Origin of the sequence: Palaeococcus pacificus DY20341 (genome assembly GCF_000725425.1) — an archaeon.
Lineage (GTDB): Archaea > Methanobacteriota_B > Thermococci > Thermococcales > Thermococcaceae > Palaeococcus > Palaeococcus pacificus.
This window is the reverse complement of the sequence record NZ_CP006019.1, coordinates 1,201,973-1,225,487: the sequence shown is the minus strand read 5'-3', so window position 1 is coordinate 1,225,487 and position 23,515 is coordinate 1,201,973. Positions and strand designations below refer to the sequence as shown.

22 protein-coding genes are annotated in these 23,515 nt (G+C 42.6%); 9 read left to right on the top strand and 13 right to left on the bottom strand.

Translation table 11 applies throughout. The features are described 5' to 3' along the window. Window positions 1–39: 39 nt before the first annotated feature. Complete coding sequence (locus PAP_RS06730; RefSeq protein WP_048165282.1) at window positions 40–1,998, bottom strand: 1,4-alpha-glucan branching protein; 1,959 nt, start codon at window positions 1,996–1,998, stop codon at window positions 40–42. A 205-nt stretch (window positions 1,999–2,203) separates the two neighbouring features. Here PAP_RS06730 and PAP_RS06725 point away from each other — a divergent pair, with 205 nt between their 5' ends. Beyond that, a complete protein-coding gene (locus PAP_RS06725; RefSeq protein WP_048165281.1) occupies window positions 2,204–4,057 on the top strand; it encodes a prolyl oligopeptidase family serine peptidase in 1,854 nt (617 codons plus the stop codon). On the opposite strand, the gene PAP_RS06720 is transcribed toward PAP_RS06725, so the two are convergent. Further along, entirely contained in the window at window positions 4,032–6,650 is a 2,619-nt protein-coding gene (locus tag PAP_RS06720; RefSeq protein ID WP_048165280.1) for an ATP-dependent helicase, read from the bottom strand. The two genes, PAP_RS06725 and PAP_RS06720, sit on opposite strands and share 26 nt — an antisense overlap. Window positions 6,651–6,768: 118 nt before the next feature. On the opposite strand from PAP_RS06720, the gene PAP_RS06715 reads away from it, so the two are divergent. Continuing rightward, on the top strand, window positions 6,769–7,458 hold the full coding sequence (locus PAP_RS06715; RefSeq protein WP_048165279.1) for a metallophosphoesterase: 690 nt from the start codon (window positions 6,769–6,771) through the stop codon (window positions 7,456–7,458). Window positions 7,459–7,509: 51 nt separating this feature from the next. On the opposite strand, the gene PAP_RS06710 is transcribed toward PAP_RS06715, so the two are convergent. Continuing rightward, window positions 7,510–8,874, bottom strand: coding sequence for an MATE family efflux transporter (locus tag PAP_RS06710; RefSeq protein WP_048165278.1), 1,365 nt, complete (start codon window positions 8,872–8,874; stop codon window positions 7,510–7,512). Between the two features lie 186 nt (window positions 8,875–9,060). Between PAP_RS06710 and PAP_RS06705 the strand changes: the two genes are divergently transcribed. Then, window positions 9,061–9,264 carry a 30S ribosomal protein S17e gene (locus PAP_RS06705; protein ID WP_048165277.1) on the top strand — a complete coding sequence of 68 codons (204 nt, stop codon included), beginning with the start codon at window positions 9,061–9,063 and terminating at the stop codon, window positions 9,262–9,264. Here PAP_RS06705 and PAP_RS06700 read toward each other — a convergent pair. The 6 genes from PAP_RS06700 to PAP_RS06675 form a co-directional block, all read right to left on the bottom strand. Further along, window positions 9,261–9,878, bottom strand: coding sequence for an ArsR/SmtB family transcription factor (locus tag PAP_RS06700; RefSeq protein ID WP_048165276.1), 618 nt, complete (start codon window positions 9,876–9,878; stop codon window positions 9,261–9,263). The two genes, PAP_RS06705 and PAP_RS06700, sit on opposite strands and share 4 nt — an antisense overlap. 72 nt (window positions 9,879–9,950) lie before the next feature. Continuing rightward, on the bottom strand, window positions 9,951–10,268 hold the full coding sequence (locus PAP_RS06695; RefSeq protein WP_201769525.1) for a hypothetical protein: 318 nt from the start codon (window positions 10,266–10,268) through the stop codon (window positions 9,951–9,953). Next, on the bottom strand, window positions 10,268–10,837 hold the full coding sequence (locus PAP_RS06690) for a hypothetical protein (protein WP_048165275.1): 570 nt from the start codon (window positions 10,835–10,837) through the stop codon (window positions 10,268–10,270). Before PAP_RS06690 ends, PAP_RS06695 begins: the two co-directional genes overlap by 1 nt. Before the next feature lie 20 nt (window positions 10,838–10,857). Continuing rightward, on the bottom strand, window positions 10,858–11,301 hold the full coding sequence (locus PAP_RS06685) for an ArsR family transcriptional regulator (RefSeq protein WP_048165274.1): 444 nt from the start codon (window positions 11,299–11,301) through the stop codon (window positions 10,858–10,860). Window positions 11,302–11,351: 50 nt separating this feature from the next. Continuing rightward, entirely contained in the window at window positions 11,352–12,674 is a 1,323-nt protein-coding gene (locus PAP_RS06680; protein WP_048165273.1) for a lipopolysaccharide biosynthesis protein, read from the bottom strand. 32 nt (window positions 12,675–12,706) lie between these two features. Continuing rightward, window positions 12,707–13,006 (bottom strand): FUN14 domain-containing protein, encoded by a 300-nt coding sequence (locus tag PAP_RS06675; RefSeq protein WP_048165272.1) that lies wholly within the window; start codon window positions 13,004–13,006, stop codon window positions 12,707–12,709. A 120-nt stretch (window positions 13,007–13,126) separates the two neighbouring features. On the opposite strand from PAP_RS06675, the gene PAP_RS06670 reads away from it, so the two are divergent. The 3 genes from PAP_RS06670 to cyaB are packed head-to-tail and all read left to right on the top strand — an operon-like array spanning window position 13,127 to window position 14,667. After that, the gene (locus PAP_RS06670; protein WP_048165271.1) at window positions 13,127–13,660 is read left to right on the top strand and encodes a UbiX family flavin prenyltransferase; all 534 of its coding nucleotides are present in this window, start codon (window positions 13,127–13,129) and stop codon (window positions 13,658–13,660) included. A gap of 10 nt (window positions 13,661–13,670) precedes the next feature. After that, window positions 13,671–14,153 carry an Lrp/AsnC family transcriptional regulator gene (locus PAP_RS06665; protein ID WP_048165270.1) on the top strand — a complete coding sequence of 161 codons (483 nt, stop codon included), beginning with the start codon at window positions 13,671–13,673 and terminating at the stop codon, window positions 14,151–14,153. A 1-nt stretch (window position 14,154) separates the two neighbouring features. Continuing rightward, entirely contained in the window at window positions 14,155–14,667 is a 513-nt protein-coding gene (cyaB, locus tag PAP_RS06660) for a class IV adenylate cyclase (RefSeq protein WP_048165269.1), read from the top strand. Here cyaB and PAP_RS06655 read toward each other — a convergent pair. Next, window positions 14,660–15,853, bottom strand: coding sequence for a redox-regulated ATPase YchF (locus PAP_RS06655; protein ID WP_048165268.1), 1,194 nt, complete (start codon window positions 15,851–15,853; stop codon window positions 14,660–14,662). The two genes, cyaB and PAP_RS06655, sit on opposite strands and share 8 nt — an antisense overlap. Before the next feature lie 154 nt (window positions 15,854–16,007). Between PAP_RS06655 and PAP_RS06650 the strand changes: the two genes are divergently transcribed. After that, window positions 16,008–17,180 (top strand): cation:proton antiporter, encoded by a 1,173-nt coding sequence (locus PAP_RS06650; RefSeq protein WP_048165267.1) that lies wholly within the window; start codon window positions 16,008–16,010, stop codon window positions 17,178–17,180. A gap of 17 nt (window positions 17,181–17,197) precedes the next feature. Here the strand turns inward: PAP_RS06650 and PAP_RS06645 are convergent, their stop codons facing one another. From PAP_RS06645 to PAP_RS06635, 3 genes are all read right to left on the bottom strand, one after another. Continuing rightward, the gene (locus tag PAP_RS06645) at window positions 17,198–18,250 is read right to left on the bottom strand and encodes an aminopeptidase (RefSeq protein WP_048165266.1); all 1,053 of its coding nucleotides are present in this window, start codon (window positions 18,248–18,250) and stop codon (window positions 17,198–17,200) included. 111 nt (window positions 18,251–18,361) lie between these two features. After that, entirely contained in the window at window positions 18,362–19,063 is a 702-nt protein-coding gene (locus PAP_RS06640; protein WP_048165265.1) for a cysteate racemase, read from the bottom strand. Window positions 19,064–19,073: 10 nt separating this feature from the next. Then, on the bottom strand, window positions 19,074–19,595 hold the full coding sequence (locus tag PAP_RS06635; protein WP_048165264.1) for a cob(I)yrinic acid a,c-diamide adenosyltransferase: 522 nt from the start codon (window positions 19,593–19,595) through the stop codon (window positions 19,074–19,076). A gap of 145 nt (window positions 19,596–19,740) precedes the next feature. On the opposite strand from PAP_RS06635, the gene PAP_RS06630 reads away from it, so the two are divergent. After that, window positions 19,741–21,792, top strand: coding sequence for a DUF4350 domain-containing protein (locus tag PAP_RS06630; protein WP_048165263.1), 2,052 nt, complete (start codon window positions 19,741–19,743; stop codon window positions 21,790–21,792). A 63-nt stretch (window positions 21,793–21,855) separates the two neighbouring features. Next, window positions 21,856–23,292, top strand: coding sequence for a cysteine--tRNA ligase (gene cysS / locus PAP_RS06625; RefSeq protein ID WP_048165982.1), 1,437 nt, complete (start codon window positions 21,856–21,858; stop codon window positions 23,290–23,292). Window positions 23,293–23,515: the final 223 nt, after the last annotated feature.

Below are 23,515 nucleotides of genomic sequence, written 5' to 3'. Positions count from 1 at the left end.
AAACAAAATAAACCTTTTGTAAAAATTAAAATATAAAACCTAAAGTCTCTTTACAGCCCTTTGGAGCCTCTTTAGGGGCACTCTTGTTTTCTTGGAAAGGACCTTTAGGTCAGCCTTCTTTAAATCCTCAACGCTCTTTATCCCGGCCTTTTTCAGCTTTTCAACCGTTTTAGGCCCTATGCCTTTTATTGCTAAAAGCTTTGCTTCAAAATCCTCTCGTTCTTCTTTAAGCTCCGCCTTCTGAATCTCGAACTGTCCATCCACCTTGATTTCCTCACATACGGCCACAAAAGGATATGAACTTTCCTTCGCAACCTTAGTGCTTCCCTCGATATTTGCATGAATTTCGGGAGGTTCTGCATATTTGGGCACTTCAATGGAGTCTTCACTAACATAGACATCAATTTTTATTGGCCTGAAGGGGTTGTCCCTTTCTTCAAGCTCTTCTAAAAATTCCATCTCTTCAAATTTTCCGTTTTCGAAATAGGCCTCTAGAGCATTTGCTAGGCGATGGAAGGCATTAGCATGCTCCAAAAGCCTCCTCTTCCCATAGGACTTAGCCTGGCCCGTTGTGATTAGGAACTGCCAGTCGCTACTCTCTAAAAGGAGGAGCTCTCTCCCCAGCTGCTCTAAGATTCTATCGCCCAGCTCGTCCTCTCCGAGGTACTTGCTCGCCAAAGCAACCATCCTTCTCTCTGCAAAGTGGACGTACTCCCACATCCACTCAACTTCGCTGTTCCACCAAGTGTAGTGCGTCCCATACATTCCCCAAGAGCCCTCTGGGAGTTCAATCTCATACTTCTCGCCCTTATAATGGTCTAAAAACTTTGAAATGCTCGTGGTCTCAATGCCTTCCTCTTCCATGAGCTCAAATATCCTAGCAATCCACTTTATTCCCTCAAACCACCAGTGCCCGTAAAGCTCGGTATCGTAGGGCGCGACTATTATTCCCTCCTCACCATATTTCCTTTCATAATCTTCTAAAAGCCCCTTTACAAGGTTCACAAAGTGCCTTGCGTGCTCTTCAACCCTTTCAAGTGCCTTATCTGGAACGTAGGGCTCTTTGTCCCCAAGATCCACGTCTTTTGAAGTAATCCTCCAATACTGTCCTCCGCTCTTTGGGGCCTTCTTGTGGAATTCGCGGTACCAAAAGTCTCCAGGATAGCCTATATCGGCGCTCCAGACTTGATGCCCGGTTTCTCTATTCCTTCCAAAGACTGCGATGTTAGTTCCTTTTATGAAATAGGGCCTCAAAGTCGACTTTGGCCTTTTAGCGGGTATAACTTGCCCATAACCAAAGCTCGCTGGCCCTTCGTCTATAATGTGGCTCTCCACGAAGAAGAACTCTATTCCATACTTTTCCAAAATTTTCTCAAGGCCTTTTCTCCAAATTACCTCTCCACTGCTTGGGCTCTGCCAAAATCCTTCTGGCCTATAAGCACACTCCGGGAGCCAAATTCCCCTTGACTTTCTCCCAAAGTATTTCTCGTAAGTTAAAATGCCGTTCGCTATTTGGGCCTCTATAGCTTCGTCCCTCTCGAGGAGCGGCAAATAGCCATGAGTAGCGGCTGAAGTTATGACCTCAATGTATCCTTCGTCTTGGAGTTTTTTGAGCTCTCCTAATATATCACCATTTATCCTCTTCCAATAGTTATAAACGTCGCTAAAATATCCCAGCATATACTCAACCGCTCTTTTAAGCTCGCCGTCGTACTTTGTTAAGTCCTCTTCCATAGCCCCCAACTTGCGCTCCATGTAAGCCTCGAACTCTTTCTTCATATACTCATCGCTGAGCTGTTCCATTAAAACCGGCGTAATGCCAATAGTAAGGCTAAATCTAACTCCTTTCTCTTTAAGCTCTTCAAATGCCATCAAGAGAGGGATATATGTCTCCGCAATTGCTTCAAAGACCCACTCCTCTCCAAAAGGCCACCTGCCGTGCTTCCTCACGTAGGGAATGTGCGTATGGAGCACAAGCCCAAAGTATCCCTTAACCATTAAAGCCACCTCTTTTTAGAATTTCTTGAATTCTCTTCTTATATTCGAGTATTTAACCGTTTCGGCCACGAAAATGCTTTTACAATCCAAAAATGGTTTATACGTGTAAAATTATTTTATCAAAAAATCTCCCAGGTTTGTCTTAACGTTAAGACGAAAAACTTAAAGAGGGTAACTTTCCAAATTATATACTAAGGTGGAGCATATGGAAGATGAGTTCACTTGGATGAAAAACCTAAGGGATGAAAGGGTCTTGAAGTTTGTTAATGAAGAGAACAAGCGCTTTAGAGAGTTTTTAGGGGATCTACCAGAAAAGCTGGGCGGAGAGGTCAGAAAGTACTATTTCCTTCCCAATATTAGGATGGGAGCAATAACAAAGAGAGGGGTTTTCCTTCAAATAAACGAAGCTGACAGGCAGGTAATAAAGCTCTTGGATGAAAATAAGGTCATAGTAGATTCAAAGGAGCTCGGGGAAGATGTTCTTCTTCAAGGATTTACGGTTGATAAAGAAGGAAAGCGCTTAGCCTACAGCTTTTCAATAGGTGGAGCCGATGAGGGGATAACGAGGGTAATTGACGTTGACAGCGGCGAAATTTTGGAGGAGCTTAAACCATCAGTGTGGAACATCATCTGGTTAGAGGATGGTTATTATTATGCAAGATTCTTCAGAAAGGAGAGAACTCCAGATGGAGTCGAGGCGCCAGCGGAGAGAATTTTCCTGAAGAAAGGAGATAAACACGAAATGGTCTTTGGAAAAGGTCTGCCACAAAGCTACTTTATCTCTATGAAAAAGAGCAGCGATGAGAAATACATTCTAACTACCGTTTCCTTTGGCTGGACTAAGAGCGACATCTATTTTGGGCCGCTGGAGAGGCCGGAGGAGTGGAAGAGGGTTTATGAAAGCCAGTTTAGAGCAGGGCCAATAGATTATGTTGATGGAAAGCTCTACATCCTGACCTACGACAAAGAAGGTATGGGAAGGGTTATAGCAATTGAAGACGGTAGAGAAGAAAAGGAAATAATCCCAGAATGGGAATATCCCCTCGAATGGGCTGCAGTTGTAGGAGATAAACTCTTGGCGAGCTATTTGGTTGACGCTTCCTCACGCTTGAGGATATTCACACTAAATGGGGAGCTCTTAGAGGAGACCAGCTTTGATGTGCTGGGCACATTAACTCTGCTGGATAAAAGCGGAGATGAAGCCCTCCTTAAATTTGAGACCTTTACAATCCCCTACCGTCTCTACCGCTTCAAAGGAAAGCTTGAGCTTCTTGATGAGATCAAGCTCGAAGGAGATTACGAAATAAGTGAAGACTTTGCCACTTCAAAAGACGGCACAAAAATCCACTATTTCCTTGTCAAAAAGAAAAACATGAGAAGCGATAAAGCCTTGGTCTTCGGCTACGGCGGATTTGCAATCGCACTAACACCAAGGTTCTTCCCTCATGTAGTTCCTTTCCTCGAAAGAGGAGGAACTTTTGTTATGCCCAACTTAAGAGGGGGAAGTGAATACGGAGAAAAGTGGCACAGAGCAGGAATGAGAGAAAACAAGCAGAACGTCTTTGATGACTTTATAGCCGTCCTTGAGAAGCTAAAGCATGAAGGATATAAAGTTGCAGCATGGGGAAGGAGCAATGGAGGTTTGCTCGTCTCGGCAACGCTCACGCAAAGGCCAGACGTCATGGATGCAGCTTTGATAGGCTATCCTGTTATAGACATGCTCCGCTTCCATAAGCTCTACATCGGCAAAGTCTGGACCACAGAATATGGCGACCCAGATAATCCAAAAGATAGAGAGTTTTTGCTCAAATATTCCCCCTACCACAACGTTAAATCCCAAAAGTATCCACCTACGATGATTTACACGGGACTTTACGATGATAGAGTACATCCCGCTCATGCATTCAAGTTTGCAGCTAAGCTCAAAGAAGTCAATGCTCCCCTTTATTTGAGAGTTGAGACGAAGAGCGGCCACATGGGAGCCTCGCCGGAGACAAGGGTTAAGGAACTAACGGACTTGATAGCTTTTGTGTTTAAGACGCTGGGAGTTGAGCTTTAGTCTTTTCTCCTTCCTTTATCATTGCCATTATCTTTTTGTGCAATTGTTTAATTAATTCTCTCCTGTCTTCCATCAAAACCACGTCGCTCGCTCCAATGACCTCTAAGTTGAATGCAAACGGACTTGGCAGCTCGTTCCTCTCAAAAACGACTTTGATTTTTCCTTCTTTAACCCAGCTCAAAAAAAGCTCGGCATTTTCTATGTCCATCTTGTCTTCCATTATTTCGCGATAAACTTCTTTAAGGAGCGGGAAGTCCGGATGGTTCTTTTTCAACAAGCGGAGGAGAGTTTGAGCATTTAATTGTTGCCTGCTTAAGCTCTTTTTTCTTCCCATGTAGCGCCTCAAGATTAACAATCCGCGGTTAGCAACGTGCCTAAAGCGCCTTTTCAAAAGCTCCGTGTTGTCTAAGGCTTTCTTCAATGTTTCTCTGAGATCTCTAATCTGGAAGAGCGCTTTAATTTCTTCCTCGCTTAATTTCTTGTTTCTTGGGAGAATCAACATAAAGCCGTTGTCTGATATAGCAATTCCAACGTTTGTCCTCTTCTTTTTGCTCACAAGGTAGGCGAATGTCCTGCTCAATGCTTCATTAGCTCTCCTTCCAATAAGCGTGTGGAAGAAGTATTTGGCCCTATTTTCCTCCAAAACTTCCTCCACCAAAAGCGTCTCATCGTCCGGGATAATTGAGTACTTGGCCTGCTCTCTAAAGTAGCCGAGAATTGCTCTGGCGGCTTTTTCATCAATACCGTACTTTTTCATCAAAAACCTCTTGGTTCTCCGGTTTTCTAAGAGCTGCTTCACTTCCCTTCTAAACTTTTGGACATCTAAGGCTAAATCAAAACTGAGAGGAAGCATTTCGGAGAACCAAGCGGGAATAGTGGGCTTTGCACCCTCCCTGGACTGCACGTATATTCTATTTCCTCTTGACTTCTTGAACTCATAAGTTCTGCCCGCTAAAACGAAAATATCCCCTGGCATCAAGCGCTCAGCAAATTCTTCCTCAACTGTCCCGATAAAACGTTTATCCAAAGTATAGACATCAATTTTAGCTTCATCTGGGATTGTGCCGATGTTCATGTAGTAAATCGCTCTCGTCATCTTGCCCCTTCTTCCAAACTTTCCTTCCTCTTCATCGAGCCAAATCTTTGCATAAACTTTCTTCTCCTCAAGTCCAGCATATTCTCCCGCCAGATATCTAAGCACGCTCATGAAGTCCTCAAAGCTCAAGTTTCTGTAGGGATAAGCTCTCCTCACGAGCTTGTAAGCATCTTCAACCTCCCAAACTCCCTCAAGAGCCATTCCTAAGACGTGCTGAACTAAAACATCCAGTGAATTTTGAGGTATCCTAATTCTATCCAAACGCTTATTCCTCGCATTGTGAGCTAAAACCGTGCACTCTACCAAATCATCTCTATCTAACACGATAATTGCCCCTTTACTGATCTCGTGAAGCCTATGACCTGCCCTTCCAATTCTCTGCAAAGCCCTGTTTACGCTCTTTGGAGAGCCGATTAAGACGACGAGGTCAATGCTTCCAATGTCTATCCCCAACTCCAAGCTTGTTGAAGATACAACAGCCCTGAGCTCTCCTCTCTTCAACCTCTCCTCAACTTCCAAACGAACATCTCTTGAGAGACTCGAGTGATGAGCCTCTATCAGCTCGGCATATTTTGGAAAGCGCTTCTTCAAGTGATAGGCTACTCTCTCAGCTCCGCTCCTCGTGTTCGTGAAAATTAAAACGGTTCTATGCTTCTCAATTAGTCCATCTAACCTCCTGTAGAGAGCTTCACTTAATGTTCCAGCATCTGTGTAAACCAAGTCTTCAACGACGCTCTCAACCTTTATTTCCGTCTTTTTTGCAAAGCTTACATCAACGATTAGCCCACTCCTCGGCGTTTCGTCGTCATTAAATCCGAAGACGAACTTAGCTACCTCTTCAAGGGGGTGGATTGTAGCGCTTAATCCAATTCTCACAAATTCGCCAGCTAAATTCTGCAATCTCTCCAAGCTTAGGGCTAAGTGTGTGCCGCGCTTATTCTCGGCTAAAGCGTGGACTTCATCAACTATGACGTATTTAACCGTTTTCAGCCTTTGGCTGAACTTGGGGGCGTTTAAAGCAATTGCAAGACTCTCAGGAGTTGTGATTAAGATGTGCGGAGGCTTTTTAACCATCTTCTGCTTTTGATAGCTAGACGTGTCGCTTGTTCTGACAGCAACCCTAATCTCGGGTAATTCGTAGCCGAGCTCCTTTGCAACCTCTCTGATTTCCCTAAGCGGCTCCTCCAGGTTTCTCCTAATGTCGTTGTTTAGAGCCCTAAGAGGTGAAATGTAAAGAACGTAAATTTTATCCTCAAGCTTGCCCTCTTTGCCGAGGAGAATAAGCTCGTTAATTGCTGCTAAAAAAGCTGAGAGGGTTTTTCCACTCCCTGTTGGCGAAGAAATTAAAACATTCTCCCCTTTGTGAATTTCCACAACTGCATACCTCTGGGGAGGCGTGAAAGTTTTGAACTTTCGCTTAAACCATTCCCTAACTGGATCGACTAATATCTCGTAAATCTCTTCATCTGTGTAGGCTCTCTGGGCAAGTCTTACCATTACACCACCGTTTCCGGTATTTTCATCTGTTCCAACCTCGGGTGTTTGGTTTTAAAATTTTTTTGATGGCTTAGCGAACTTCAATAAGTTTAAAAATAAACCTCGCTAAGATTCGGATATGAGATTAAAGCCTCTGCCTCAAAAGGCGCTTAAACTCGGCAATAACTTGATAATAGCTGACCTCCATTTAGGCTACGAAGAGGCCCTCGTTAGAGAAGGGAATTACATTCCAAAAGCATTTCAGGAAATTTTAGATGACCTAAACTCCCTCCTCATGAAAGAGAAGCCAAAGAGGCTTATCATAAACGGAGATTTAAAACACTCATTTGTGCCTTTTAAAAGAGAAAAACTTGAGCTTAAAACGTTTTTTGAAGAGGTTTCTCCTCTTGTGAAGGAGATTGTGGTAGTAAAAGGAAACCACGACGTTGGAATAGGATGGATTAGGGAACTTGGTATTGAGATTATGGATCATCTTGAGCTTAGGGGATGGACAGTTGTTCATGGGGATAAGCTGGTCGATGGAGAGCGCTTTATCATAGGTCACGAGCACCCTGCAGTAAGGCTTAGAGACGAAGTAGGAGCTTTGATAAAGGTGCCTGTATTTTTGGTGGATGCTAAACTAATAGTTCTGCCTGCATTTACGCCCTGGGCCTACGGAAACGACGTGTCGAGAGAGATAATCTCGCCATTCCTGAAAAAATTTGACACAAAAAGAGCTAAGGTTTTAGTTCCACTCGAAGATGAAGTGCTAGATTTTGGAGAGATGGGAACTCTCTTTGAGGCACTTAAAAAGATAGGTAACCCTTAAAGGGCCAAAAGGATAATTTTCAGGCCATTTTTACATCAAAATTCAATTTTACTAAACCTCAATCTCCTTCCACCTGCCCCTCTTGAATATCCACCAGAACATAGCTGCGCTTGTGAACGTCTCGAGAGTCATTGCGAGCCAAGCAGCTATAACGCCCATTCCTTTTATGTGAATTATCCAAAGGCTTATCCCAAAACCAAAGATGTATGAGGGCAATATTCTAAAGAGGAGCTTGCTTATTGCAGTTACATACATGGGGCTCTTTGTATCCCCTGCACCTCTAAGAGCTCCACTTAGAACAAAAATCCAGCCCAATGGGATTTCGCTTATTCCGACGATTATGAGGTATATTGCCGCAAGGCGGAGGACTTCAGCGTAGTTCGGGTCGTTCCTGGTTATGAATGGCATAACCAAGTATCTTGGGAAGACAATTAAAACCAGCCCCATAATGCCCATAAATAGAGATACCATCTTTAACGCTTCATACACGACTTTTTCGGCTTTCTCTGGATTTTTCTCTCCCAAAGACTGCCCAACCAAAGCGGAGGTGGCAACGTTAAACCCAAAGGCAGGCATGTACGCTATGCTCTCCACCCTAAGGCCCATCTGGTGAGCTGCCAAAGCTATCGTTCCAAAGCGAGTGACTATACTTATATAAAGAAAGCCATAGAAGCTGAATAAGATTCTCTCTATTGTTGCCGGAATTCCAATTCTGAGGATTCTCCTAACCATATCTACCTCAAACTTGAACTTAGGTTCGAGCTTCAATACCAAGCTACCACTTAGAAAGAGGAAGAGTCCCACAATGAATGCTAGGGCTATGGAAATGCCAGATGCTAAAGCCGCCCCCTTAACCTCTAACCTTGGGAAGCCAAACTTTCCAAAGATTAAAAGGTAATTCAAGACAACATTTGCGGCATTCATTAGGAGACTCAACTTCATGGGAGTCTTTGTGTCTCCTGCACCTCTGAGAGCTGAGAAAGCCGCAAAGCTTAAGAAATTGATGGGGTAAAACATGAAGAAGATTTTGATATATGAATAGCCGAGCTCAATCACTTCTTCACTCGCTCCCATAAGCTTCAGCGCATCATCACCAAAGAAGACTCCTAAGAGGAGAACCGGAATGCCCATTAAGAAAGCCAAGTAGATGCTCTGCTCTAAGACTTCCTCTGCTTTTTCAAAGTCTTTGGCACCTACAAATCTTGCAACTAAAGCGAGAGTTCCTGATGAAACTGCGAACATTAAGGGCATCATGAACCACGAGAACTGGCCTCCAAGACCAACGCTCGCAATTGCTAGAGAGCCAAGCTGACCTACCATTATCATGTCCACTAAGTTGACTAAAGTGGAGGAGATGTTGGCTAATATGGCAGGCCATGCCAGTGCCCAGAGCCTCTTCCTAAGCTCACCATCCATAACCATCACTTAGATTGATGTCTAAACGATTAAAGGAGTGTAGAATTTATAAATCTTTCCTAAATAAGATATCTTCGCCACTTTTGATTTTTGCTCAGCTGGCTTAGGGAAAAGCTTTAAAACGGTGATGTTTGATTGCTTTATGAATAATGATAACCATTTGAAAAAGCTTAGGAGGGGTGTGAAATGGGAAACATCAGGCAAGGTTTCATTAAAAGGACTGCTAGAGAGCTTTTCGACAGGTACCCAAATGAGTTCACAAGGGACTTTGAGCACAACAAGAAGAAGATCGAAGAGCTAACAAACGTCACAAGCAAGACCATTAGGAACAGAATAGCCGGATACATTACTAAACTCGTTAGAATGAAAGAAGAAGGGAAGATACTCTAAAGTCTGTAAATTTCCTTTCTAATCCTTTTTACTTCCTTGAGAATATCATCTGGGAGGGTTTTTTCTATTTCACGCCACACTCTCTCAAATTCCTCTTCGCTTTCTTGAGCCAGCCGTCTCATTAAGTTGTCCAGATAACTCTCCATTAAAAGCCTGACCTCTTCAAGCTCAGCCTTCATTTTAAGATACTCCTGTATCTTGTCTTCAATCTCCATCAAAAAGTTAGATATCTCCTTCATCTTGACCTCTATGGGTTCCTGAGCCTTTATTAAGGCCTTAGCGTGTTCGTACTCTCCTGCTCTCTTTGGCTTCCCTGGTTCGTACATCTCAGTGCCGAACAAGTGTGGAGTTAGGAGAACTTCCAGCCTAAAGCCGCGCTTTATCTCGTAGTACTTTCTGGGCCTCCCCCTAGGTATCTTTTCAACCCTCCCCTCTATGAGGCCAGCTTCTTCCAAAATTTTTAAATGCTCTAGGACAGCTTTTTGTCCTACCTTAAGCTCCTGAGAAAGCTCGCTAACAAAGTATGGCCTCTTAGTGAGCATGAGGAGTATTCTCCGTCTCGTCTCATTCCCCAACACATCCAAAAGTCTCCCCATCTCTATATTTGAGCCCATGCCCTCACCCCCTATTCTAACTTAAGGTTAAGAAAATTTATAACTTAAGTTTTTCGGTGGGTGAAATTTAGATCATGCGTCCATTTTACCCAAGAATCCCTCAGGTGGAAAAGAAAAGTCTCCTTTACTCCTATGTGCTGAAAAACCTCCCGAATGGCGCCTTGAATCGGCCAATGAGCGTGTGTATTTTAACATTAAACCAGGACTTAAAATTTCATCTAATTGATCATATTCTCTCACAAGCTCTTCTGCAAGCTCTTTTGGCATGCCGTTCCTCAGCAGGCCTCTTTTAAAAGCTCGCCTGCTTCTTTTTAGAGTTCTCTTCATTCCTGCCAATTCCCACAGGAACTTGGGAACCATAAACAAAAGCCTAAAAATGGGGAGAATCATCAGAGCTCCTCCTCAAAATCCACACTTATTTTCTTCTTTCCTAGTTTTTTCAGTTCGTTTATGCCCTCTATGCCGCCCATACCTTTTTTCATAAATGCGGCAGCGAGGGTTTTAATAACGTTTACACTATCCATGTACTCCTTTGTGAGCTCGAATGCTTTATCCGGATCCATTCCTGCGGCAACGAGCTCTTTGTAGAAAGTAGCAACATTCTTACCCAGCTTCTCCGCCTTATCTGGGTCGTAGATGTCGTTCAGAAGATCCTTTATGGGGTTAAATATTGAGTCCATTATGGTGGGCAAATACTCTGACACTGTCCCCAACACTTCTTTAAGTTCTTCAACATCCTCCTTACTTTCCTTTTCCCCCATGTCCTCAAGGATGTCTTGGAGCAGGTCGATCTTCCTTTCAATGAGCTTTAAATCTTCTTCGCTCTTTGCCTCCTTAAGCTGGTCTGTTAATTCCCTTAAAGTTTCCTCTATAAGCTTTTGGGCCCCCTGCTTGCTCTCCATGGCCATTAAAACCTTCTTTTTTATTTCCCTTTCAAACTCCTTCTCATCAAATTCCATATCAATCACCTCACTAATAACTATAGTTGGTCAAACTTGATGGGAATACCGATTAATTCTAACCACTTATTGATCACTTCTTTTCGCAAGGTGTAGGTTTTCCCTTTTTCACTGTTGACCTCATCCACGACACCAATCTCCACGAGATGCTTTATTTTTTCCCTAACTGTGTTCCTAGAAGCTTTCCCTCGTTTGGCTTTTAATTCCCTTGCTATTTGGCTTATGTTGCCCCCTTTAGTATCAAAAAGAATTTTGACTATATCACGGGCAATTTGGTCGTGCCTTATTTGGGGGATAACCACATCAATGCTTAGGTCTCCGTGCTGGGCATAGATATTTACAAGCTTTAAGTAGTTCTGTGCAAGCTGTGAGGCTATTTCAAAGCTTTTCATGAGCTGGCTCATGGCCGTTCTGAGGCTTTCAAGCTCTTTTGCAAGTCTCTCGACTTCTTTGTCATCCGCCATGTTGACCACTAATATCAAATTCTGGGTGTTATTGTATAAAGGAATATCGGTCAAAACTGATCACTTCTTATGTTCCCAAGGAGTTTCAAGATTCTTCTCAGGTGGGTTCTTGTAATGATAAGGTATAATATCAGAGCAAGTATGAGGAGAGATTTAGAAAGGAAGAAGCTCATCTGGAGAGGCAGAGCTATTAAAAGTGGCTTATATGAAGAGATTGACACTCCAAGTTTTTTCTTTGAAACTAATGCGACCCCAAGGAATATTGTGGCATATCCAATTAAAAGGCCAATCATAGTCCCATTTTCGCCCATCTTTGGAACTAGGAAAATCCATGAGAGCAGAGTAAGTATACTTCCCAATATAGCAAGGAAAGTGCTCTGTTTTATGTATCTCGTTGAGGATAGTGCCACTATAGAGGGATTGTAAGAAATGTACACCTCAATAGCGATTAGAGCAATGTAAAACTCATCTCCAAGCGAAAACCCGAAGAGGTATGATAGGATTTCCCTCCCTACAATGAGGCTTCCAAAGGTTATTATGGCTATTGTGTAAGTCAAAACCTCGGTTGTATCTTCTGCGAGCTTTTTAACGTAAGTCATGTCATTTTGTCCGTACTTATATGCGTAGAGGGGCATTATTGCAGATTGGAGGACTTGAGGAAGATAAGTTAATAAAAAAGCTGCGGAGAGTGATGCGGAAACCTTTCCAGCTACTGCTGCACTTCCGAGTTTTTCACTCATAAAATACGGTCCCTGAACTAAAAACACCCCTGCAAGAGTTCCTAAAAATGCCATAGAAGAGTACTCAAGGAGAATTTTAAACTCTCTAATGTTGGGCCTCGCAAAGAAGTCATTCTTTAGAAGATAAGCCAATCCTACAATAGTTATTCCCCCTAAGAGGGCTAAATAAGGGGCGTAGGGATTTGGAACTGCAAAAGATAGAAGAAACGCTATAAATGCAGTTACCGTCACATAGGCATAGATTTCCCCTCTGTGGATTCCGTAGAGGAAACTCCTAAGCGTAAGCTGAAATGCTCTCAAAGTGCTTAGGAGGGCAATATAAACGTTGAAAGGAAGCAAAAGGAGACCAAAAATTGCTGAAAAGAAGCCTATTGTCGCAGCAGACTTTATTCGCTTATCTTCACCTCTCCCTAAGAATTCAGCAGAGTATTTGCCTAAAGCAATGGCAAAAAAGCTTAAAGGCATTGCGAGAAGGAAAGCCTGGCTTATGAGTGAATTTGCAACTCCCAGTGTTTCTAATCCAAATTTTCTAGAGATTAAAACACTATAGATGAATCTGCTAATCCCAAAGAGTGCCAACGCTACGATGCTCGCCAATGAATGCTTGATTATCACTTTTCTCTCATAGTTCATAGAAAAAAGAAAAGCTCAATGGAATTTAACCTTTACCCCTTTGTGAAGCCTAAGTAGAATGCCACTACAAAAGCTCCTCCTCCAGGGAGAATTCCTAAAATTTTGTCTCCTAAGCCAAGAGCTTGTCCAGCTGTTTTCTCCGTCAAATTAAACAGGGCATCTGTGTTTATTGTTATTACTCCCTTCTGCTGGAGCCAGAACAGACTTATAATGTAAGCACCCATCAGCGCTAAAACTAGTTTTATGAACTTTTTCAAAGCGTATCCAGTGATGAAGCCAACAATACCACCAACACCCATATCACCAGCAATTCCACTTAAATTGAAGTCCATGTTATCACCTAAAGTTTATTTATAGACAAGCTAGATAAAACCTTTTCTCTTTTAAGGAAAGTTTAAGGGATGAAGCGATATAATTTAAAATATCATAACCAATTTGTGCTGGTGATTTGAGTGAGGATAGTGGTTGGAATAACAGGAGCGAGTGGGAGCATTTATGGCTTAGAGCTTATTAAAGCGCTCAAAGAGCTGGGCCACGAGGTTATTGTTATCGCATCAAAAACAGGAATCGAAGTTGCGAAGTATGAAGTTGGTGTTGATATTGAGTATGATTATGGAGAGGATGACCTCTTTGCACCCGTAGCGTCAGGGTCGTACCCATTTGATGCTGTGGTTATAGCCCCGTGTTCAATGAAGACTTTAAGTGCTATTGCTAACGGCTATGCTGACAATTTAATCACTCGAGTTGCTGATGTGGCACTAAAAGAGCGCAAAAAACTGGTTTTATTAATAAGGGAAACACCATTGAACCTAATTCATATAGAAAATATGTTGAAGGTTACTCAAGCAGGCGGAATAGTTATGCCAGCATCTCCAGCATTTTACCATAAACCTAAAAATTTGAACGATATGATAAAATTTATAATAGGAAAGATACTAGACTGTTTGGGAGTTTATAATAATTTATACAAAAGATGGGGCATGTGAGGTGTAAGGTATGTTAAAACTTGATGATTTAGACAGAGCAATAATAAAGCTCCTAAAAAGCGATGCGAGGCTAACAATCTCCGAAATAAGCTCCAAATTGGGCAAGCCCGAGTCAACTATCCACTTTAGGATCAAAAAGCTCCAAGAAAAGGGAATTATCGAGAAGTATAGCATAATTCTTGGAGACGAGATAAAGCCGAAACATACTGCTTTTCTAGTGCTGAGAGTTGAGAAACCTGTAATTGAAGACTTCTTAGAGCGTTATCTCGAGTATATAACAAAGACATTATCAATGCTACCAAATGTTTTAGCGGTGGCAAAGAGTAAAGAGGATTATATAATTGCACTGGTTGGGGAAGAAACACAAGAAAAGCTTGAACGCTTCATTGAAGACAACATAAAAACAATACCTACATTGAAAGAAGTCATCGTTCTCCCAGTTAGAGAGTTCAAGAAGGGAGCGGATTTAATAGGATTTTTAGCGGAGATTTGATATGGAAGTGGAGATAAAATTTAGAGTTGATTTTGAAACAATTAAAGAAAAAATCGAAGGGTTAAATGCTGATTTAATTCGGGAGGAATTTCAAGAGGATATCTATTTCTCTCTTCCTCCAAAACATCTTCTCCGCATTAGGAAAATAACCAATTTGGGGGAAGTTATTCTTGGATATAAAGAAATCAAAGACGAACGAAATGAGGAGTTCGATGAGATTGAGGTCAAAGTTGAAGACTTCGACAAAATGAGAGATATTCTCAAGAGGCTTGGGTTTGAGGAGGACGTCTGGGTCAAAAAACACCGCTACGTTTACAAGCTTGGGAGGATTACCTTTGAGCTCAACCGTGTCGAAGAATTGGGAGATTTCCTTGACATTGAGGTTATAAGCGATGACATTAAAAAAGCAAAAGAGATTATTTGGGAAACCGCCAAAGCACTGGGCCTAAGTGAGAGTGATGTAGAGCCAAGGTTATACCAAGAGCTTTTGGAAGAAAAAAAGAAAATCACTTAGCAGTGGCGACTATTTTTATTATGTCATTGAACTCGAGCTCGTGGTCTTCTCCAACCCGTCTGTGAGTTTTTGCATTCACAGCATATAGGAAGGTTTTTCCTAGGTCTGTGTGCACCTTAAACGCTAAGTCTCTTGGCGTTGAGCCTTTCCTCATGAGGAAAACATGAGGTAGAACGTTGCCGAACTGGTCTGTTAGTTTATGCTCATCCTCAACAGGATAGACTGGAATTAGCTGAAGAAGCTCAAAGGTAGCTTTGTTTATTACCTCCTGCACTCCTGTAGAGCCAAACCTATCCAAAACACGCTCCTTTATGAGTTCTAGTCCTTTTCTCTGCTTCTCATTGAGGGGTTTTAAGATTTCAAAGTCCCCATTGCCAGGGGTGTAATCTATAAATCCGGCTTTAGCAGCTTTTCTAAGCGTTAGCTCTGCAGCTGCTGAGGTTGGAATCACAATGTAGCCCCTCTTTTTCCCTTCCTCTATGAGCCTTTCAATTTGCTCATCGCTAGCCCTGTCCGCCTTGTTCGCGGCTATGATTATAGGCTTGTTTATCTTCCTAAGCTCGCTGACAAAGTGCATTATATCCTCTTCGCTCCATTTCGTCGGGTCATCTCTTAAATCAGTCTTGTGCATGGCCTCGAGAACATCATCCTCGCTCACTCCAATACCAGTCAGCTGCTCTGCTATTGCTTTTGAAAGCTTTAAGTTCTGCATCTTTATTCTCTTAGCAAATTTGTGCCAGTTCTTGTGGAGTATGCCGTAAATCCAATAGTCAATTTCCTTTTCAAGGAAATCCATATCATTCACTGGATCGTAGGTATCAACTGGCCTCCCCTCTTCGTCCGTTTTTCCACTTGCATCTATAATGTGAATTAGTGCCGATGCCATCCTCAAATCGTCGAGGAACTTGTTTCCTAATCCTCTACCTTCATGAGCTCCAGGAACAAGTCCAGCAACATCAATCATTTTTATAGGGATTAATGCCACTCCATTTTTGTATTCATAATTTTGGGGATTTGGGGTGCAGCCCAGCTCTTTGCAAGGATGCTCAGCTATCGCATAGCTTACCCCAACATTAGCATCAATAGTGGTGAAGGGATAATTTGCGATTTGAGCTTCTGCAAGCGTCGCAGCAGAGAAAAATGTGGATTTCCCGACGTTTGGTTTTCCAACAACACCTATCTCCATGATACCACCCCTTTATTTCTAACCCCCGAAGGTATAAAAGATTAAGTGTGTCCACCGATTAAAACAACCTTTTGAATCATAACAGTTATATACACGTTATCGTTACACTCCAAAGAGGATTGGCTTAACTTCAGCGGCTCGTGGAGGCGATCTCATGGAGCTTCTCCATCTCACCGATCCATTTATTTCCTTGGCCATTATACTAATGGTTTCAAAGACGTTTGGGTACCTCTTCACTAAAATGAATCAGCCCTCTGCCATAGGTGAAATCATCGGAGGAATGCTCGTTGGAGTATCTTTTCTAAACATAATTGATATAGGGGAGAGTCTCTACTTTTTAAGTGAGCTTGGAGTTGTTTTACTTCTCTTTTTAGCAGGTCTTGAGACCGATATTGAGGAGTTCAAGCGCGTTGGTGGTCCTGCTTTTTTAATCGCCGTTGGTGGTGTGTTTGTTCCATTCATACTCGGCTACTTCGCAACACTCCCCTTTACCCATGACACGATGAAATCCCTTTTCTTAGGCGGTGCACTAACGGCCACGAGCGTTAGCCTAACGGCGAGCGTTTTAATGGAAATGAAAAAGCTGAGGAGCAAAGAAGGGGCCACGATTTTAGCGGCTGCTGTTGTAGACGATGTTTTGGGCATCGTGGTTCTGACAGTTCTTGTAGCCCTCAACAAAACAGGCCACATTGAAGTGGAAAGGGTCTTAAAGCTCCTCGTGGAGATAATTATCTTCTTTGGAGTTAGCATATTTGTGGGAATGCCTTTTGTTCAAAAGCTTGTCAAATTTTCTTCAAAGCTCGATTTACCCGAATCAACGACGGCTTTTGCCCTCGCGATAGTCATGCTCTTCGCTTTTTTTGCTGAGGAGTTTAAAGTGGCCAGCATTACAGGGGCGTATTTAGCGGGTCTTTTATTGGGACAAACGGATGAAGCGAGAAGAATAAACGATAAAATTGTTACTATCGCATATGCTCTTCCAATACCTGTTTTTTTGGTTGGAATTGGAATCCACACGGATATAGGCATTTTTTACAAAGCTGGACTTTCAACACTGGCTTTAATAGCGATATACTCCATTGTAGCTATCTTTAGTAAGATTTTGGGCTGTGGTGCTGGAGCTTTAGCAATGAACTTCAAGCCAAAAGAAGCTCTTAGAATTGGAATTGGCATGATTCCAAGAATGGAAGTAGGATTAATAATGGTCAACATAGCGAGGGTAAGCGGCGTCTTTGATCAGAATCTCTTCTCTATCGGTGTCGCTATGACGATACTTACCACGCTAATAACACCTTCCCTTTTAACTTGGAGCTTTAAAATGCACTAATAAATTGAAAAAAGAGTTCAAAAGATTAAGAACTTGCCTTTCTCCATTATCTTTTCCCCATCAACTTCAACCGTCGGGTTCATGACGAGACAGTCAAAGTGGTTCAAAGCGGGAGCATCGTTGTCGTAGTTTGCTCCTATTGCAATGTGTATGGTGTTCCTAAGCTTCTCGTCCTCCAAGAGCTTCCCACTCATTATAGCTTTTGGATTTAGCCCTATGCCGAGTTCACCTAAATGCCATGAGTTTTTGGCGAGTTCTTCTTTGCCCATTTCCAGAGCTCTTTTTTCCGCCTCTTTTATGGCATTTTCAAGCTTTTTGGCATCTTCTCCCCCTTCAATCCTCTTAACAAACCCATCTTCAACGTAAACTTTTACAGGCTCCTTTGGAACTACACTCTTTCCTCCTAATCCGAGAGTGCCGTCGAACACAATTACTCCTTCGCTCTTTCCAACAGCGGGTGAAATGAAAACCTCGCCTGCTGGGAGATTGCCCCCGCTTCCAGGCCTTCTAAAGTCCCCATCATCTCTGAGGGCTTTTCTGCCTTTGATGCTAATCCATAAGTCCGTCCCTTTTTCGCTCGTTATATGCACTTCACTGCCCTTATCAAGGATATCGCCCAAAATTCCAGCTTCCTCTCTCAGCTTCTTGTAGTCAATGGGGACGGCCCTCAAATACATGTAAACATCTATGCCGGGGCTCCAGAAGGAGCGTATTCTTTTATCACCCCAGAGGAGCTTTTCAAAGATGTGTGTATACTTCTTATTGTCTCTTCCAACGTAACCTATGTTCAAGCCATAGGCATCTTTGCCGAGTTTTTTCTCACTTATTGAAATTACAACGTCCGGGCCGCTTTTTATAGCTTCAATAACGCTTCTCTCAGCATAATCCAGAGTTCCTTTGGGCTCTTGAACCACTATACTTGGTCTAGCTTTAAACTCCTTAGCAGCATCGAATAAGCTTAACGAAATCCCCAAGACCTCTCCGGGATTTGTGATTATTAAAATCTCTTCTCCTTCTTGAACATCCAAAACGTCCCTCATAACTATCCTTGAAACTTCAATTGGCTCCATACAACCACCCCTTCCTAACTCACTCTACGCATTAATAACGCTTATGGAAGTGTGCAATTGCCATAAATTTGACACCTAATGCTCTTTAACAAGCTTTTAAATAATAAAATTCTAAAGTTCTTCTATCCCCAAAGCAATCTTTACCGCCTTCTCCGCTATCACATCCATAGGATCTATTAAAGGCACGTTGAAGTCTCCTCTTTTCAAAGCAACGCTCACTTCAGTGCATCCTGCTATTAACCCTTCGCTTCTCTTTTCAAGCTTTTTTGCTATCCTTAAGAGAATAGCCCTCCCCCATTCCACGTTTCCTGCCTTTACACCTTCGTATATAGCACGCATCACTTTCCTTTGGTCATCTCTGTCAGGCAAAGCAATTTCAATTCCCATATTTAATAAAGCTTCATGATAAACCATGCCCTTTATCGTTCCATCCGTTGCTAAAAGCCCTACTTTTTTTATACCAAGCGTGTCTATATGCTCAGCTGTTTTTTCAATCATATTAACAAGAGGTATGCTTATCGCTTTTTGAATCTCCCTCGCAAAAAAATGAGCCGTGTTGCAGGGCATTATTATAAAGTCAGCTCCCCATTCTTCGAGCCCCTTAGCACCGTCTATCAATGCTGAAAGAGGACTCTCCCCTTTTCCAAGCAAATAAGCAGTTCTATCAGGTATCTTTGGGTTGTTGTAGATTAAAATCCTCGGATGCTCTTGATCTCTTTGAGCTGGTGTTTTTAGAACTATGCGCTTAAATAGCTCGACGGTTGCTAACGGTCCCATTCCACCTAAAATTCCTATGATCTTTTCTTCCCTCATGTTTAACCCCTTAATCTTTGGCATACTTAATCTTTCCGTCCTTCCACTCAACATACCGCGCCATTACAAAAAGCAGGTCGCTTAGGCGATTAAGGTACTTTAGTGCATCTTCCCCAATACCATATTCAAGAAACACCCTTGCCACTTTCCTTTCCGCCCTTCTTGCTATTGTCCTACAGATGTCTAATTTAGCACTTGCCACAGTGGAGCCGGGAATTACGAATCCTTCAATCTTAACCTGCCCTTCAAATTTGTGAATTAAATTTTCCATCCACTTAACTTCCTCTTTTCCTACTTTTTTATACTCCCCTTTGCTTGCAATCTCTGCCATGAGAGAGTAGAGCTCCACTTGAAGCTTTTCAAGAATCTCTTTAAGCTCCTCATCCTCAACGTAGTGCTTTGCTTCACCGATAAATGCACTGAGCTCGTCTATCGTGCCGTTGGCTTCAACTATGGGGGAAAACTTCGTCAACCGTTCACCTGTAAATATCCCTGTCGTTCCCTTATCCCCAGTTTTTGTTGTAATACCCATATGACCACCCAAAGTGATTAGGAGCTCAAATTTTATCACTTTTGCCTTTGTACAACAAAGACATGTTTCTAACATCAAGGGTCATTGTTAGACATTGGGGAAAAGTTATTAACATTAAAGTTTATACCAGCTTTTTGGTGATACTATGAAGAGATGGAGTTTGTTTTTGGTTGTAGTAATGCTTCTAAGTCTGGTTCCAGCCACGGGAATTGGGATTGTTAAAGCAGCAGTTCCATACGTTTCAATACATGACATCCAGTACACAACCGATCCAAGTGGAGACTCTCCATATGCAGGACAGACTGTTATCACAAGTGGTGTCGTCACAGCTGTTGCTTCTAAAGGGTTTTTTATCCAGAATGGAACGGGTGCATGGGATGGTATATACGTATACCTCGGCTCATCACCGAGTGTTAATCCGGGAGATGTGGTTGAAGTCAAAGGTTACATAAAAGAATATTGGGGATTAACTGAGATATCTGTTAGTCTTAGTTATGGTGATTACGTACAAGTCATTGGAAGTGCTCCTCTTCCAGAACCGGTGCTTCTCCCAACAGGCAATGTCTCTCAAGAGAAGTGGGAAGGTGTTCTGGTTAAAGTGGAGAATGTTGAAGTGACAGACCCTGACCTTGGATATGGAGAATGGGAGATTAATGACGGCAGTGGAACTTTAGTGGTTGATGATTTAATTTATGCCTATTCCCCCGAGATGGGACAAAAATTTGACTGGATAATAGGTGTCGTTTACTATTCCTACGGTGATTTCAAACTAGAACCAAGGGATGCTGAGGATATTAAAGAGTACGTCCCTCTGATAAAAGTGTCATCCCTAGATGTACCCACTTCGGGGATTAGAGGCATGCCTATGACCATAACTGCTGTTTTGGAGAACGATGGGAGCTTTGATGAAAATATCACGTTTATTCTCTCTATAGATGGTTCCTTGGTCTTGAACCAGACTGTAGAAATCGCTGCTGGTAACAAGGAAGCCGTATCCTACAACTGGACACCTCAAACACTCGGTGATCACACAATAAAAGCGGAGATAGTGAACTATGATGTCAAATATGCATACACTACAGTTTATGAGAATCCCACCACAATAGTAAGCACGTTCTCAAGATACTATGCCTACCGCTACTCAAAGCAGTCTCCATTTGTAGATGAGCTTTACAGCAGGTTTAGGAACCTAACCGAGGAACTTCAAACATACAACGTTGATTTAGGCCCAATACAGGCTGATATCGACAGAATTGAGAGTACAAAAGAGGATATGGATAAGTATCATGCCTGGGTACTAGAGCTTCAAACGCCATATCTCCCTGCTTACCTCTCAACCAAATACTTTATAGCCACAAGAAAAGCGAGCGTGCTTCAAAGCGAGCTTATTGAACAGCTCAACGCCATAATCCCAGTTTTGGAAGATGCTTTGGAAAAGGCCAAAGCAGGGGAAGAGGTCAGCTTTGAAAAGCCGGAGGTCACCAAAGTCCTCATAGACAATGCACACAACCAGTACTACAACAGTGCAAAAATGCTAGGCCTCATAGAGAAAATAAAGAGTGAGCTCGGCTGGGAGGTTGAGGTAAACAACGAACCCTTCACCCTCGAAAAGCTCCAGGGATATGCGGTAGTTATAATCACAAACCCCGGAAAGGATATAACAGATGACGAAGCTAAAGCCCTTCAAGAATACGTGAAGCAAGGGGGAGGCCTGCTCATAACTGGAAACTACTATAAGTATGTCTATGATAAAAGCTTAAACAAGGTTGTTGAGGCTTTTGGAATTAAATTCAATGACGATGAACTTAAAGATGACGAGAAAAACACAGGGAAATCTTATTATCCAATAATTGGAATATTCAACCTGGAGCACCCATCAATGAAGTACCTCACGAACGATAGCGAGATGTTCTTCGATGGCGATACGTTAGACATAAGCGGCGATGCAGTATGGCTGATTAGAGGCTACGAAACCTCATATGCTACTGATGAGAGCGGTAATATCATCAAAGAAAAAGGCTCAAAGCCAATAATTGCGGCCGCTGTTGAAGTTGGCGAGGGAAGAGTAGTGGCTTACGGCTCAAGCAAAGCCTTAACGGACACTTCCTTCTATTACGAGGGAGAGACGAGGAGTTATATAGACAGCAACTGGCCGTTCCTAAAAGGAGTCCTTCTATGGCTAGTTAATCAACCCTGATTTTTTTCTTTTTTGCCCCAAGCGATACTCTAATAAAAGACTTTGCTGAACTCTTCTTAGGTGGTGACTGTGAAGGTTTACAACACGTTAACGAGGGAGAAAGAGGAGTTTGTACCTTTAAGAGAAGGAGAAGTTAGGATGTATGTCTGCGGTCCAACAGTTTATGATTACACTCATCTAGGCCACGCGAGGACTTACGTAGCTTTTGATGTGATAAGACGCTATTTGGAGCACAAGGGCTACTCTGTTCTGATGGTGATGAACTTCACGGACATAGATGACAAAATAATAAGGAGGGCAAATGAAACAGGAGAAGACCCTAAAAAGCTTGCCGATAAATTTATGCACTACTTCCTAGAGGATATGGCAGCTTTGAAGGTAAAGCCAGCCGACATTTATCCAAGGGTTACCGAGCATATCCAAGAGATTATTAGCTTTGTTGAAAAGCTGGAAGAAAAAGGATACGCCTATGAAGGAAGCGACGGAGTTTATTTTGAAGTTAAAAAATTCAAAGACTACGGCAAACTCGGTAAGATAAACCTCGAAGAGCTCACCGCTGGAGCTCGTGTTGAGCCTGGCGAGGGAAAGAAAAACCCCGAGGATTTCGCCCTTTGGAAGAAAGCCAAGCCAGGAGAACCTAAGTGGGAAAGTCCTTGGGGAGAGGGAAGGCCTGGCTGGCATATAGAGTGCTCAACGATGAGCACAAAGTACTTAGGAGAGCAGTTCGACATCCACGGCGGAGGAAACGACTTAATCTTCCCCCACCACGAGAACGAGATTGCTCAAACCGAAGCATGCACTGGAAAGATCCCATGGGTCAAGTATTGGCTCCACACAGGTTTCGTCATGGTAAGAGGAGAAAAGATGAGCAAGAGCTTAGGCAACTTCGTCACTATTAGAGAGCTTTTGGATAGGTATTCACCGGAAGTACTCCGCTTCTTTGTCCTCCAGAGGCACTACCGCTCACCTTTAGACTATACCGAAGAGGGAATACAGCATGCGAAGAACAACCTTGAAAGGCTCTACAACACGATAGAAAACATTAGGATAGCCCTCAAAAATGCGAAGACACCCTTCAAGTGGGGTGAAGAAGAGTTCGAGCTCTACGAGACCATCAGAAAGGCTAAAAGGAAGTTCTATGAAGCGATGGATGATGACTTTAACACTGCCGAAGCCATGAAGCCGATATTCGAGGTTTCAAATGCCGTAAACGCGTATCTAACGAAGGTTGAGAAGCCGAAGGAGAGCGTGCTTAGAAAGGCTTTGGAGTTCTTCAAGATGGTCGGCGAGGTGTTTGGCCTCTTCGAAGACTACTTCAAGGAGGACAAGGGAGAAAGCAAAGAGGAAGAGCTAATTGAGCTTTTAATCCAAGTGAGGGCAGAGCTTAGAAAGCAGAAAAACTTTGCCTTAGCGGATGAGATTAGGGCGAAGCTTAGGGAGCTCGGTATTCAATTAGAGGATACGCCGAAGGGAACTATTTGGAAGAAAGTTACTGTTTAATGAATGCCCCTCCATTCTCTTCTTTTCTCAACGAAAAATAATTTCTTTGGGAGAAAACGTCCTTAACGGGCATTTAAAGAGAGATGCACAGAGTATTAAAAAATATGAGGGGTTCTCTTTTCAAAAATCGGGAAAACATTGAAGTATTAACCCTCATTATAGCAACTTGTACACCTTGGAAAAACTTAAATACTCTTTTTATTTTCCCCTAATAAGGGAAATG